At 70.9% G+C, this 12,976-nt stretch carries 15 protein-coding genes and 1 pseudogene; 11 read left to right on the top strand and 5 right to left on the bottom strand.

The features are described from left to right. From M878_RS89370 to M878_RS89360, 3 genes are all read left to right on the top strand, one after another. Nucleotides 1-618 (top strand): TetR/AcrR family transcriptional regulator, encoded by a 618-nt coding sequence (locus tag M878_RS89370; protein WP_023553423.1) that lies wholly within the window; start codon nucleotides 1-3, stop codon nucleotides 616-618. A gap of 406 nt (nucleotides 619-1,024) precedes the next feature. After that, complete coding sequence (locus M878_RS89365) at nucleotides 1,025-2,791, top strand: ABC transporter permease subunit (protein ID WP_051430350.1); 1,767 nt, start codon at nucleotides 1,025-1,027, stop codon at nucleotides 2,789-2,791. A 46-nt stretch (nucleotides 2,792-2,837) separates the two neighbouring features. Continuing rightward, nucleotides 2,838-4,268 (top strand): ABC transporter ATP-binding protein, encoded by a 1,431-nt coding sequence (locus tag M878_RS89360; protein ID WP_023553421.1) that lies wholly within the window; start codon nucleotides 2,838-2,840, stop codon nucleotides 4,266-4,268. 110 nt (nucleotides 4,269-4,378) lie between these two features. Here M878_RS89360 and M878_RS89355 read toward each other — a convergent pair whose 3' ends face one another. Beyond that, a complete protein-coding gene (locus tag M878_RS89355) occupies nucleotides 4,379-4,792 on the bottom strand; it encodes an ArsR/SmtB family transcription factor (protein WP_031227213.1) in 414 nt (137 codons plus the stop codon). A gap of 307 nt (nucleotides 4,793-5,099) precedes the next feature. Here M878_RS89355 and M878_RS89350 point away from each other — a divergent pair, with 307 nt between their 5' ends. Both M878_RS89350 and M878_RS89345 read left to right on the top strand, forming a co-directional pair. Then, nucleotides 5,100-5,828 (top strand): MgtC/SapB family protein, encoded by a 729-nt coding sequence (locus M878_RS89350; protein ID WP_023553419.1) that lies wholly within the window; start codon nucleotides 5,100-5,102, stop codon nucleotides 5,826-5,828. Continuing rightward, nucleotides 5,825-6,103, top strand: a complete 279-nt coding sequence (locus M878_RS89345) for a hypothetical protein (protein WP_023553418.1) — start codon at nucleotides 5,825-5,827, stop codon at nucleotides 6,101-6,103. Before M878_RS89350 ends, M878_RS89345 begins: the two co-directional genes overlap by 4 nt. Nucleotides 6,104-6,193: 90 nt before the next feature. Here the strand turns inward: M878_RS89345 and M878_RS89340 are convergent, their stop codons facing one another. Beyond that, nucleotides 6,194-6,715 (bottom strand): GNAT family N-acetyltransferase, encoded by a 522-nt coding sequence (locus tag M878_RS89340; protein ID WP_031227211.1) that lies wholly within the window; start codon nucleotides 6,713-6,715, stop codon nucleotides 6,194-6,196. Between M878_RS89340 and M878_RS89335 the strand changes: the two genes are divergently transcribed. After that, nucleotides 6,714-7,304, top strand: a complete 591-nt coding sequence (locus tag M878_RS89335) for a helix-turn-helix domain-containing protein (protein ID WP_031227210.1) — start codon at nucleotides 6,714-6,716, stop codon at nucleotides 7,302-7,304. The genes M878_RS89340 and M878_RS89335 overlap by 2 nt on opposite strands. Here the strand turns inward: M878_RS89335 and M878_RS95530 are convergent. Then, nucleotides 7,282-8,013 (bottom strand): alpha/beta fold hydrolase, encoded by a 732-nt coding sequence (locus M878_RS95530; protein ID WP_158692849.1) that lies wholly within the window; start codon nucleotides 8,011-8,013, stop codon nucleotides 7,282-7,284. The genes M878_RS89335 and M878_RS95530 overlap by 23 nt on opposite strands. Before the next feature lie 55 nt (nucleotides 8,014-8,068). Then, complete coding sequence (locus M878_RS89330; RefSeq protein WP_023553414.1) at nucleotides 8,069-8,518, bottom strand: Lrp/AsnC family transcriptional regulator; 450 nt, start codon at nucleotides 8,516-8,518, stop codon at nucleotides 8,069-8,071. A 120-nt stretch (nucleotides 8,519-8,638) separates the two neighbouring features. On the opposite strand from M878_RS89330, the gene M878_RS89325 reads away from it, so the two are divergent. The 4 genes and pseudogenes from M878_RS89325 (at nucleotide 8,639) to M878_RS89310 (ending at nucleotide 11,562) form a co-directional block, all read left to right on the top strand. Further along, nucleotides 8,639-9,331, top strand: a complete 693-nt coding sequence (locus M878_RS89325) for a hypothetical protein (protein WP_023553413.1) — start codon at nucleotides 8,639-8,641, stop codon at nucleotides 9,329-9,331. A gap of 587 nt (nucleotides 9,332-9,918) precedes the next feature. Continuing rightward, nucleotides 9,919-10,134 (top strand): hypothetical protein, encoded by a 216-nt coding sequence (locus M878_RS89320; protein ID WP_023553412.1) that lies wholly within the window; start codon nucleotides 9,919-9,921, stop codon nucleotides 10,132-10,134. A gap of 228 nt (nucleotides 10,135-10,362) precedes the next feature. Then, nucleotides 10,363-10,933, top strand: a pseudogene (locus M878_RS89315) (LysR family transcriptional regulator); the annotation flags it as partial. 113 nt (nucleotides 10,934-11,046) lie between these two features. Continuing rightward, on the top strand, nucleotides 11,047-11,562 hold the full coding sequence (locus M878_RS89310) for a DUF2231 domain-containing protein (protein ID WP_023553409.1): 516 nt from the start codon (nucleotides 11,047-11,049) through the stop codon (nucleotides 11,560-11,562). Between the two features lie 67 nt (nucleotides 11,563-11,629). Here the strand turns inward: M878_RS89310 and M878_RS89305 are convergent, their stop codons facing one another. Next, nucleotides 11,630-12,052 carry a CBS domain-containing protein gene (locus M878_RS89305; RefSeq protein ID WP_023553408.1) on the bottom strand — a complete coding sequence of 141 codons (423 nt, stop codon included), beginning with the start codon at nucleotides 12,050-12,052 and terminating at the stop codon, nucleotides 11,630-11,632. A gap of 239 nt (nucleotides 12,053-12,291) precedes the next feature. Between M878_RS89305 and M878_RS89300 the strand changes: the two genes are divergently transcribed. Then, a complete protein-coding gene (locus M878_RS89300; protein WP_031227205.1) occupies nucleotides 12,292-12,951 on the top strand; it encodes a dienelactone hydrolase family protein in 660 nt (219 codons plus the stop codon). The last annotated feature ends 25 nt before the right edge of the window (nucleotides 12,952-12,976 follow it).

Below are 12,976 nucleotides of genomic sequence, written 5' to 3'. Positions count from 1 at the left end.
ATGGGCAGGCCCAGAACGAACGACGAGACCGTCAAGGAGCGCCTGGTGGCCTGCGCGACCGAGATGCTTGCCACCCGTCCGCAGGAGTCGGTCACGCTCCGGTCCCTGGCCACCGCCGCCGGGACGTCGACGACGGCGGTGTACTCCCTGTTCGGCGGCAAGGACGGACTGATCCAGGCGGTACGCGACAGTGCGGTCACCGGCCTGTTCCAGGACCTGTCGGCCGTGCCGGCCTCCGAGGATCCCCTCGCCGACATCTACGCACTGGCCGTCGCGTATCGGCGTTGGGCGTGCGGACACAGCCACCTGTACACGGTGCTGTTCGGAGGGGTGCAGTCCTTCGAGCCGACAGGCGCGGTCGGCAGCCATGACCCCATCGGGCCGCTCATCGCCGCGATCGACCGGGGCATGACAGGCGCGGTCCTCGCCGGCGAGGCGACATCGATCGCCCTCTCGCTCTGGGTGACCCTGCACGGACTCGTGACGCTCGAACTGGCGGGGGCCCTCGACGCCCCGGCGGCAGAAGCCGCGTTCCGGCCGACGATGCACGCCGCGCTGCGCGGCTGGACGACACCGGACGTGTTTCGCGGCCTTCGCCACGCCGAACCCGCCGCCTGACAGCGACCGTCCCGGGCTATTTGCGTACCGACGCAACAACGGGCACACTCTTGGTGTCGGGTCCTGTGCGCGTGCTGAGCGCGTTCGGGGCGGAGCCACATCACGGAACGGAGGCAGCCATGGGTGCAGACCCTCCCAGTCCGCGGCGCCTCCAGGGCATTCGCTGACTTTTACCGGCCGCGGCCTCGAAGGCCCCGGCGACTCTCACCAGCCGGAGCGCCTTGGCACCGGCTTCCCGCTCCGGGCACGGCCTTGAGTCTCGACGAGGCGGCCGTGGCCGCCCGGGCGGGCTCTTCTTCCTCACCTGTATTTCCCATGCTGCCTGGGTGACCCCTGTCCTGCCGTCGGTGCGTTGGCCACGGCCGGGCATGCCGTCGTGTCCAGAGTGTGGGCGGAGGTCTTCGTGATGTCGATCCGTACGGACAACAAGCCCGCCGAGTCGGCGGGGCGCACGCCGCTGGTGGCGAGGCTGCCCGGGCGGCTGTCCCAGTTCTCCTGGGTGGACGCGGCGGTGGCCGCCGCCGTGCTGGTGATGCTCTATGTGGTGCTGCGCGTGGGGCACGGCACCACCGTCGCCTTCAACACCCACCAGAACGTGAAGGTCGACACCGATCCGGCGCAGCTGCCGTACGACGCGGCCCGCTCGTTGCTGCGGATGTTCGCCGCGCTGGTGCTGTCGATCGTGTTCACCTTCGGCTACGCCTACGCCGCCGCCAAGAGCAGAAGGCTGGAGCGGATCCTCATCCCGGCCCTGGACATCCTGCAGTCCGTGCCGGTGCTGGGCTTCCTGACGGTCGCGGTGACCGGGTTCATCGCCCTGTTCCCCGGCTCGATGCTGGGCCTGGAGTGCGCGTCGATCTTCGCGATCTTCACCTCTCAGGCGTGGAACATGACGTTCGGCTTCTACTACTCCCTCGCCTCCCTCCCCCGTGAACTCGACGAGCTGTCACGGTCGTTCGGCTTCACCCGCTGGATGCGGTTCTGGAAGGTGGAGCTGCCGGCCGGGATGATCGGCCTGGTCTGGAACGGCATGATGAGCTTCGGCGGCGGCTGGTTCTTCCTGGTCGCCTCGGAGGCGATCAGCGTCGACAACCAGCGGTACGCGCTGCCCGGTGTCGGCTCGTACGCCGGTGCCGCGATCACCGACGGCGATCTGGGCAAGGTCGGCTGGGCCATCCTCACCATGGCGGTGATGGTGATCGGCGTGAACTTCCTGTTCTGGCGGCCGCTGACGGCGTGGGCGGAGAAGTTCAAGAACGAGCAGTCCGAGGCGAGCGAGGTCCAGCGGTCCGTCGTCCTGGACTTCCTGCGCCGCTCGCACTGGCCGCAACTGCTCGGCCGAGTGCTGCGCCCGCTGGGCCGCGCACTCAGCATGGCCGGACGGGTCTTCGGCCGCGACGACCGTCCGCTCGTCGTCGACAGCACGCGGCAGCGCACCGGCGACATCGTCTTCACCGTGGTCGCCGGCGGACTGATCCTGTGGGGCCTGCTCAACCTCGGCCACTACCTCCACGACCGCACCGGCCTGGGCGTCTTCGGCGAGCCGCTGCTGCTGGGCCTCGCCACCCTCGCTCGCGTGATGGTGCTGGTGGCGCTGGCCACCGTGGTCTGGGTACCGATCGGCGTGAAGATCGGCTTCTCGCCACGGCTGACCCGGATCGCCCAGCCGGTGGTGCAGGTGCTGGCGTCCTTTCCCGCCAACTTCCTTTTCCCGCTCGCAGTGTGGGTGTTCCTGAGGACCGGGCTGTCCATCAACATCGGCGGCACGCTGCTGATGGCGCTCGGCGCGCAGTGGTACATCCTGTTCAACACCATCGCCGGCGCGATGGCCATCCCGAGCGACCTGCGCGAGGCCATGGACGACATCGGCGTGCGCGGCTGGCAGCGGTGGCGGCGGCTGATCATCCCGGGGATCTTCCCGTCGTACGTCACCGGCGGGATCACCGCCTCCGGCGGCGCCTGGAACGCCTCGATCGTCTCCGAGGTCGTCACCTTCGGCGGCACCACCCTCACGGCCACCGGCCTCGGCGCGTACATCGCGAAGGCCACCGAGAGCGGCGACTACCCGCACCTGATCGCCGGGGTCGCGGTGATGAGCCTGTACGTCGTCGGGCTGAACCGGCTGCTGTGGCGCCGTCTGTACCGGCTGGCCGAGACCCGCTACTCCCTCTGAGATCCCCCCTGAACTTCCCTTTCCTGACAAGCATTTGGAGCATGTCATGGTGCTGAACGCCCTGCGCAACCTCCGCGCCGACCGCCAGGCCCGCGCCGGCCTCGCCCACCTGACCGCCGACAAGCCCCGCCGTCCCGCCGACGGCGAGCTGCTGCTGGAGACCGTCGGCCTGACCAAGTCGTACGCCGGTGCCGACGGCGAACTGCCCGTACTGTCCGGCATCGACCTCCAGATCCGTGCCGGTGAGGTCGTCGCGCTGCTCGGCAAGTCGGGCTCGGGCAAGTCCACCCTGCTGCGCTGCCTGGCCGGGCTGGTGCCCGCCAGCTCCGGCACTGTCGCCTACAAGGGCACCCCGCTCACCGGCGCCAATCCGGGTACGGCCATGGTGTTCCAGACCTTCGCGCTGCTGCCCTGGCTGACCGTGCAGCAGAACGTCGAACTGGGCTTGGAGGCCAAGGGAGTTCCGGCCGCCGAGCGTGCCGACGCCGCCCGGCAGGCCATCGACCTGATCGGCCTGGACGGCTTCGAGTCCGCCTACCCCAAGGAGCTGTCCGGCGGTATGCGCCAGCGTGTCGGCTTCGCCCGCGCCCTCGTCGTGGAGCCGGACGTGCTGATGATGGACGAGCCGTTCTCCGCCCTCGACGTGCTGACCGCCGAGAACCTGCGCGGCGAGCTGATGGAGCTGTGGGAGTCCGGCCAGTTCCCCACCCGCGCCATCGTCCTGGTCACCCACAACATCGAGGAGGCCGTGCTGATGGCCGACCGGATCGTGGTCCTGGGCGCCCGGCCCTACGGCACGATCCGCGAGGTCTTCGAGGTCGGCCTGGACCGCCCCCGCGACCGTGACTCGGCCGCCTTCGACGACCTGATCGACCGCGTCTACCGCACCATGACCGGCCGCCAGAAGGAGGGCCGTGTCCCTGGCCGGCACGAGGCGGTGGAGCTGGAGAAGCGCACCCCGGCGAACACCCCGCTGCCCCCGGCCAGCGTCGACGGACTGTCCGGGCTCGCGGAGTTGGTCCTCCACCGGGGCGGACGGTGCGATCTGGCCGACCTCGCCGACGACCTCGGCCTGGCGGTGGACGACCTGCTCCCCCAGGTCGACGCGCTCGACCTGCTCGGCTTCACCACGCTCAGCGGGGACGACCTGCTGCTGACCGACACCGGTACGGCGTTCGCGGGCGCCGACGTGCAGGAATCGAAGAAGATCTTCGCCGAGGCGGTCCAGCGTGCCCCGCTGGTCACGCTGATCACCAGGAGCCTGCGGACCAACCCCGGCGGCACCGTGCGCACCGGCTTCTTCCGCGACCTGCTCGCCCACCACTTCACCGCCGAACAGGTCACCCGCCAGCTGGAGACCGCCACCGACTGGGGCCGCTACGCCGAGCTGTACTCCTACGACGCCGAGCCGCAGGAGTACCACCTGGACGAGAACGACGACACACGTCTGGCCGCCACCACCGCTGGGCGGGACTAGGGCCCTGTCCGGCGGATCAGGTCGCGGGACAGTGACGGCACGTCATCAGCGCAGGCGTGCAGGCCCCGCGTCCGCGACAGGATCCGCCGGACAGGCCCTGGGTCTAGGCGTCAGTGTTCCGTGGCCGGCCGCCGGGCCCTGGCCACCCGTGCGGGAGCGCTCCGCTCCTGCGGGGCGGCCGCACCCACGGCCTCCGGTGCCTCTCCGGACACCGCGGCCATGGCCTCGTCGGTGGCCAGCACCGCGCTCTCCAGCAGCGCCCGCACCTGCGGGCCGGTGGCCCGGTAGAAGATGCGCGTGCCGTCCCGCCGCGAGGTGACCAGTCCGGCGGCACGCAGCTTCGCCAGGTGCTGGGAGGTGGCCGCGACGTGCGCCTCGATCAGCTCGGCGAGGCGGCTGACCGGCAGCTCCCGCTCGCTCAGCGCCCACAGCAGCCGGTAGCGCGACGGGTCCGCTACGGCCTTGAGCACCGCCACCGACCGCTCGGCCCGGTCCTCGTCCCATGACGCTACTTGCACTTCCATGCAAATATGGTAGCCGGTGATGCACACGACACCTCGGGGCGCGCTAGTTGCATAGATGTGCAAATATAGGGGAGCGTGATGTCCAGGGCGCGCCGTCCAGGGCATGTCGTCCGAGGAATCGCGTTGACCGAGGAACCGAGGAGGAGGTGAGCGACATGGATCGCAGCAGTAGTCCGGGCCACGATCGGCCCCACACCCCCGTGTCCCCCCACTCCTCGGGCATCCGGTAGCCCCCGGCACCACGACCGGGCAGCTGACCGCCATGCCCTCGACCTGTCCCGCTCCGGCGGGGCGAGGGGAGGTTCCCATGGCGAACCTGACCACCTTCGACTTCGCACTCCGTCTCGCCGTCGGCGTCGCCTGCGGCGCTCTGATCGGCGTCGAGCGCCAGTGGCGCGCCCGCATGGCCGGACTGCGCACCAACGCCCTGGTGGCCGTCGGCGCCACGCTCTTCGTCCTCTACAGCGAGGCCGTCGGCGACGCCGGCAGCCCCACCCGGGTCGCCTCCTACGTCGTCTCCGGCATCGGTTTCCTCGGCGGCGGGGTCATCCTGCGCGAGGGCGGGGGTGTGCGCGGCCTCAACACCGCGGCCACGCTGTGGTGTTCGGCCGCGGTCGGCGTACTCGCCGCCTCCGGCCGGCTGGCGCTGTGCCTCATCGGAACGGCCACCGTGCTCGCCGTACACGTGCTGCTGCGCCCTGCGGGCCGACTGATCGACCGCGTTCCGCAGCGCGACCCCGACAACGAGGGTGTACGGGCCACCGTGCACCTGATCTGCGAGCGCAACGACGAGACGCATGTCCGGGCGCTGCTGTCCCAGGCCCTCGCGAACGACGGGCTCGCGCCCACCGGGCTGCGGGTACGGCGTGACGACGAGGGGAGCACCAGCCTGCGGGCCGCGGTCGCCCTGAACGGTGACCCGGCCCGGGCCCTGGAGCAGCTCATCGCCCGCCTGTCCCTGGAACCGGGCGTGCGTGACCTGCACTGGCATCTGGACGACACGGTGCTCGACTCGGAGCGGGAGGCAGTGGCATGAGCGGCCTCGACACCCGAACCGCCCGCGACGCGGTGCGCCAGGCCGCCCGGCAACTGGCCGCCGACGCCCCGAGGCTCACCGCCGGCTCAGCGAGCGCCCTCAGGGCCGGGCTCGCCGTCCGCTCCGCGTGTCTCCGCCGAGCCGCACTCGCCGCCTGGCGCACCGGCGTACCGGAGCACGTGATCGCCGCTGACGGCCGCGTGCCCGTGACGGTCGTACGCCGCTGGATCGCGTCGGGATGCCCGCGACACCCCGACGACGGGCAGCCGGGCTGACGTACGCGGTGCGTAGAGGTGCGTGGAGGGTGGAGTCGACCGGCGTCGCGGTCCTGTGGCTCATGTGCCGACAAGGCGGCGTGACGCCGGTCAGGTCAGGGGCAGGCGCATGAGCGTCAGGGCGAGCCGGCGGCCGAACTTGATGCCGGCCTCGGGGACCGTGCCGACGTGCTGGAACCCGAACCGTTCATGGAGCCGGATCGAGGCGGCGTTCTCGGCTTCGATGCCGGCGATCATGACGTGGTGGCCGGCCTCACGGGCCGCGGTGACGAGGGCGGCCAGGAGCGCGGATCCGATGCCGAGCCCGTGCCGGTCCTCGCGGACGTAGACCGAGTTCTCCATCGTGTGCCGGTATCCCTCCAGTTCGCGCCATGGGCCGTAGACCGCGAACCCGGCCACCTCGCCGTCGGCCTCGGCGACGAACGCCGAGCCGCGCTCCAGGTGGGCGGCGAGCCAGGTGACGCCCTGGGCCGGGTTCTGCGGCGTGTCGGTCCACAGGGCGGTCGAGTGCTCGATCGCGTGATTGCGGATCGAGCGGACAGCCTCCGCGTCATCGGGCCGGGCGGGGCGCACGGTCACGGCGGCCGAACTTCTTGCATATATTGAATCCATGTCCAACATAGTAGATCCCCTGGTGGAGCGGATCGCGGCACGTGTCCGCACCGAGCGGGAACGCCGCCGCTGGACTCTGGCGCAGCTCGCCGATGCCTCCGGTGTCTCCCAGGCCATGATCAGCCGGATCGAGCGCGGCGAGAGCAACCCCACAGCCGTCGTTCTCGGCAAGCTGTCCGCCGCCTTCCAGCTCAGCGTCGCTTCCTTGCTCGCCCTCGCCGAAGGGCCGCAGGACGACTTCGAGGGTGCGGCAGGGGTGCGTCGCGGGACCGACACGGCCGAGTGGCGCGACCCCGCGACCGGCTACCGGCGCCGCCAGATCACCGGCCCGCACTTCCCCGCGGAGATCGCCGAGATCCGCCTGCCCGCCGGCGCCCGCGTGCCGTATCCGGCCGCCGCCTTCGCCTTCGTACGACAGGTCGTCTGGGTCCTCGACGGACGGCTGACCTTCCATGACGGCGACGCGGTCCATGAACTCGGCGCGGGCGACACCATCGAACTCGGCGAGCCCGCCGAGCGAGTCTTCACCAACACCACCGACACCGAATGCCGTTACGCCGTCATCCTCACCCGCGACACCACCCCGTGACCCGGCCGGCCCCTCCCCCGCGGGGGTTCCGGGGTACCAGGGGTTCCGGGGCGAGGAATGCCCGGACGATGGCATTGAAGGCATGCGGCGCCGCCATGGGCAGCAGATGGCCGCTGTGCGGAACCACGGACAGGTGGGCTCCCGGGATGGCGGCCGCGGCCCGTCGGGCGTCCGGCAGACCGGCGCGATCCCGCTTTCCGCACAGCACGAGCGTGGGCACGGCGATCCGCGGAAGTACCTGGGTGAGGTCGCTGGTTCGCAAGCCGTCCAGCATGTCGATCCACCCCTTGCGATCGCCGAGGTCGGAGGTCGCGCGGACCAGCCGGCCGAGGCGATGCCGTTCGATCCGCAGCCGCCGCGGCGACGTCCTGCCCGGGGCGATCTCAGGCCCACCGGACAGAATCAATCGGGCTACGAGGTCCGGGTTCTCAGCCGCAACCCGTGCCGCCACGATCGCCCCAAGCGAGTGACCGCACAGGTGAGTTGGCCGTAGCTGTCGGGTGATCTCGGTGACGGATTCGACTGCCGCCGCCAAGGTGAACGGCCCCGGCATGCCGCCGAACCCCGGCAGATCAGGGGCGACAACGTGAAAGCCGCCGGACAAGTCGCCCAGCTGTCGTCGCCACATCCGGCCGCCTTGCCCGGCCCCGTGCACCAGGACGAGCGCCGGACGCTCCGCATCGCCCGCTTCCAGAGCATGCGTCCTCACGATCACACGATGTCAGCCTCACAGGCGCCGGACCAGCCCCACCCGAGTCCTGCCATCAGGGCTCCAGGACGCGGTCAGGCCCCAATGGCACCTCGTGCAGGAGGAGCCGGCTGCGCAACTCCCGTACGCCGAGGTCGGCCTTGAGCCGGTCGATGACCGTTTCGAACTCGCGGGCGTCGGTGCAGGCCACGCGTAGCTGGTAGTCGTAGTCCCCGGTCAGCCGCATCGCGCCGACGACCTGGGGCACTTGATGCAGCTGAGCCTCGAAGGCCTGGCGGTCCACGCCCTCGCGCAGACGGATGTCGCTGAGCAATTCCATCCCGCGCCCGAACGCCGCCAGGTTCAGCTCGGCCCGGTATCCGCGGACGACTCCAACGGCCTGGAGCCGGCGTACGCGGTCGGCGACGGTGTTGGCCGAGAGCCGGACCTGACGGCCCAACTCCTGATAGGTCGCCCGGCCGTCGCTGAGGAGGATCGAGAGGATCTGCCGATCGATGCGGTCCATGGCGCCATGCTACAAATACTCGGCCAGATACGGGGATGGCCGCGTTTTTCTCGGCAGAGCGGCCCGATGTGCCGAGAAGTCCGAGCCAAAATCGGCGTCATCGGTGCCAGGCTCGCAGGCATGGAGATACTGCTCCTCCGGACCGCCCTCGCCCCCTCCCTCGTACTCCTCGTCTCCGTCGTCGCCCGGCGTTCGGGCCCGCGCCGCGGCGGGCTCCTGCTGGGCGCACCGACGACGTCAGGGCCGTTTCTGGCCCTCATGTGGCTCAACGGCGGGAGTGAGGCGGCCTCGCGTGCCGCACACGGCAACGTCGCGGCACAACTGATCGTCGCGGCCTTCTGCCTCGTCTACGGCCGCCTCGCTCCCGTCCTGCGTCCGGCGCGGACACTGACGGCGGCTCTGGTCTGCGCGGCTGGAGCCGGTCTGCTCGCTGCGATGTGCGCGAACGTCTGGCTCACGGCGGCGCTGGGCCTGGCCGTCATCTTCGCCGGTCTGCGGACCTGGCCCGCTCCCGCCCACACGGACCGGCCGCCGGACCACGCCCGGCGCTGGGACATCCCGGTGCGGATGGCGGTGTCGGCGACGACCGTCCTGCTCGCCGTGCACGCAACGGAAGCCCTCGGCTCCTTCACGGGCGGCATCTTCTCCGCCCTCCCGGTCCTGCTGGCCGTCATGGCCCTCTCGACCCACCGCTCCACCGGTGCGGCGGCCGCCGCCGCGATGATGCGCGCCGCACTGACCGCCACCCCGTGCACTCTCGGCTTCCTCCTCATGATCTATACCGCCCTTGCCGCTTCCGTGACGAGGAGTTGACGAGGAGTCAGGGCAGTGAGGCTCTCCCATAGGCTCCGGAGACCAGCCTTTGCACAGCATCGGTGGCGAAGCTTCCGGGAGTACTCGCCGATATGCGCGGAACCCATGAAGGCTTTCCCGCCTCGTATCGCGGAGACACAGTCCGCCGACGAGAACGAACCGTCCGGGTCGGCCACCACCGTCTCGCGCAGATCTTGCTCAGGCCCCTGCCCGCGCGCCCCCGCGACCTCAAGCGGGTGTCGAACCTCCGCTACGGCGATGGGGTGCAGCGGCATCTGCTCGATCTCGGCCGCCACCATTCCCGTCCGGTCGGCCACCCATGCGGATGCACGTGCACCGCGGTCGCTGCTGTCGGGCCGCAAGAGCACCCCGGCGCTGCCCGTGCTGTACCGGTTCGCCGGCCGGGGCTGGGGTTGTGTGAGCGCCGACTGCCGTCTGCGGCTCCAGACAGGTGCGCTGTCCCGATTGCGGGGTGAGCGGCGGGGCCATCAGGATGTTGTCAGGTGGTGTCCATCGGTCGGCGCGGGCCGGTTTGGTCATGGTGGGCCAGGAAACGGCGCGCACCCCCCTGTGGCAAGGAGCACGGTATGGCCACGGACTCGCTCGGACGATTCATGGCGGCCCTGAACCCGGACAACCGGGAGGCCGTCCGCGCCAAGCCGCCTCAGGAGCAGAAGCGCCTTGCGGCGGCATGGGAGCGGGAACTGGAAGCGGATGACGAGCTCGACACCCTCGACGAGCTGTCCCCGCCGGCGGCGGAGGCCGAGGCGGCCCGCCGCGTCCTGCGCCAGGGAGCCGACTAGCGCCTGCCCGGCGGATCATGTCGCAGGAGATCGACGGCACCTCATCAGCGCAGGTGAACGGGGGCGATGGGGGTGCCCCCGCGATGGGGGTGCCCCCGCGGTGGGGGTCCCCCCGCGCGAGCGCAGCCGAGCGTGCGGGAGTATTCGAGCGGGGGAGAGACCAGCTGCAAGGCAGAGGAGGGCGGCGACGCGATGGGGGTCTCCCCGTTATGTTCTTCGCGGTCCTGCGTGGACGCCTGCGTCGCCCCCTCGCACGCGCAGGCCGCCCGCGTCGCCGACGGCGGCCTGGACCTCGCCGTGTGCTGGGTGGGGACCGGGGATCTGGAGCGGCTGGGCCTGGTGGCCGGGCTGATCGGCGCGGACCGGCGCTACGCCGTCGCCACCGGTGACGACACCGGCGAGGTGTCCGCCCGTGGCACCGCCGTCCTGATCGACGCCGACACGACCTCGTGGTCGTCCTGGAACGTCTGAGCAGAACAGCTGGCCCGGGACACCGGGGCCCGCCCGGTCCTTGTCCCGACGGCGGCCTCACCGGGCCCGCGTTCTTCGACCACGTCCGCCGCAGCGACCGGCCGGTCATCAATTCCCCCAAGGGCCAGACCAGCCTTCTCCCGCCCGATCTGGTACGACGCCCGGTCGTGGCGCCGGAGATCGACTGGACCCGGTCCGTGGTCCGGCGCGCCGACGAGGCCCGTCCCGCGGTCCTGGCCGTCGTCGACGCCCTCTGCTCCACGGCCGCAGACCTCGGCCTCCATGGCCCGGACGCCTGGCTGCCCCCGGCGATCCGCACCGGCGCTGACCGGCTGACCTGGGCATCGGGCTCAATGCCTGCGCGAACCCTGGTCGGCTGAGAGGGAACTGAGAGCCGGCTGTGCCAGGCTGACGCGCCCCATCCCCCTCAGGAGCGCCTGGATGACACTGATCAACGGTCTGCCCGCCCATGTCCTGCTGGTCCATGTGGTCGTCGTGCTGATACCGCTCGCCGCGCTGGCCCTGGTGGCGGCCGCGCTGTGGCCGCAGGCCGCCCGTCGGCTGGGCGTGCTGCTGCCTGTGCTGGCCTTCGTCGCCCTGGTCAGCGTGCCCCTGACCACGAACGCCGGTGAGTGGCTGGAACGGCATGTGGAGGAAGACGCGCTGGTACGTCGGCACACCGAATTGGGCGACGGTCTGCTGCCGTGGGCCCTGGGCCTGTTCGTGCTGGCGGCGGTCGTGTGGTGGGCGGGGCGGCGCGCACCTGCGGAGCCCGGACAGGGCGGCAGCGGCATGCGCTGGTCCGCCCTGCCGGTACGGATCATCGTCGGCGTACTCTCGCTGGCCGTCGCGGTGGGAGCCGTCGTGGACGTCTACCGGATCGGCGACTCCGGAGCGAAGGCCGCCTGGCACGACGCCTACTCGAAGACGGCGACCGGGTCAGAGAACGGCTCCTGAATCGACTGTCTTCTGATCGACTGTCGCCTGGACGACGCGCCACGCCGATCGGGCGTCTCGCGGGGGATCACGCTGCGTACACGCGCTGCACGAACTCCGCGAGCTGGTCGTCGGAGAGGTGCCGGGCGATGTCGGTCTCGCTGATCATCCCGATCATTCGCTTGTTCTCGACCACCGGGAGGCGCTTGATCTGGTGGCTCTCCATCTCGCGCAGCGCCTCGGAGATGTCGGAGCCGGCGTCGATCCAGCGCGGGGTGCCCTCGCACAGGTCACCGCAGGTCATCTGCGCGGGGTCGTGGCCATAGGCGACACACTTCACCACGATGTCGCGGTCGGTGATGATGCCGCACATCCGGTCCTTGTTGTCGGGGTCGCTGACCGGGAGCGCGCCCAGCCCGTGGTCCCGCATCATCTGTGCCGCACGGTCCAACGTCTCGTACCTGGGTATCCACTGGGCACCCGGGTGCATGATGTCCTTCGCAGTCGTCATCGCTCGTCCCTCCATCTCGAGCGCGGAGAATCCGGCTCCCTCAGGGATCGCCGGCGCCGTGCACCAGCACATCGAGTACCCCTCGCACGGCCTGTAGCCATCGTGCGCGCGGCGCGTTGCGCATGTCTTGTTGGGCTTTCAATCGTGGGTTCGGCGAGCACGGTGGGCCGGTGCGGGGTACGCAGTGAGTACGAGGAGACGACCGAGGTCTTCGGAGTCTGTCGGGGAAGTTGATGGCCATGAAGTCCGAGACGGTTGTGGTGCCGGCCGACGGCGCCGCGCTCCCAGGTGATCTCGTGGTGCCGGAGTCCGCGGGTGCCGTGGTGCTGTTCGCGCACGGCAGCGGCAGTTCCCGGCACAGTCCGCGCAACCAGGCGGTCGCCGCGGCGTTGCGGGAGGCCGCGCTGGGCACCTTGCTGATCGATCTGCTCACCGAGGAGGAGGAACGCCGGGACGTCGTGACCGCCGAGCACCGCTTCGACGTCGCGCTGCTGGGGCGTCGTCTGGTGGCGGCCATGGAGTGGCTGGGCGACCGGCCCGGCACCAGTGAGCTGCCGGTCATCCTCTTCGGCGCGAGTACCGGCGCCGCCGCTGCCCTGCGGGCCGCCGCCGAGCGTCCCGACCGCGTCCTGGCCGTGGTCTCCCGGGGCGGACGGCCCGATCTGGCGGGCGACGCGCTGCCCGCCGTACGCGCACCCGTCCTGCTGGTCGTCGGCGGCAGTGACACCGAGGTGCTGCGGCTCAACGAGGAGGCCGCGCGACAGCTGCAGACCCCGAACACCCTGCGGGTGATCCCGGGAGCCACCCACCTCTTCGAGGAACCCGGCGCCCTGGAGCAGGTCGCGGAGACGGTGCGGGAATGGTGCGTGGAGTGTCTGGGCGCGGCATCGGCCGAGTAGGAGAAGCTTGTGCTCGGGCGGCCGT

This window comes from Streptomyces roseochromogenus subsp. oscitans DS 12.976 (assembly GCF_000497445.1).
Classification (GTDB): Bacteria; Actinomycetota; Actinomycetes; order Streptomycetales; family Streptomycetaceae; genus Streptomyces; species Streptomyces oscitans.
The sequence above is the reverse complement of the archived record's forward strand: the minus strand, read 5'-3'. Positions and strand labels throughout refer to the sequence as shown.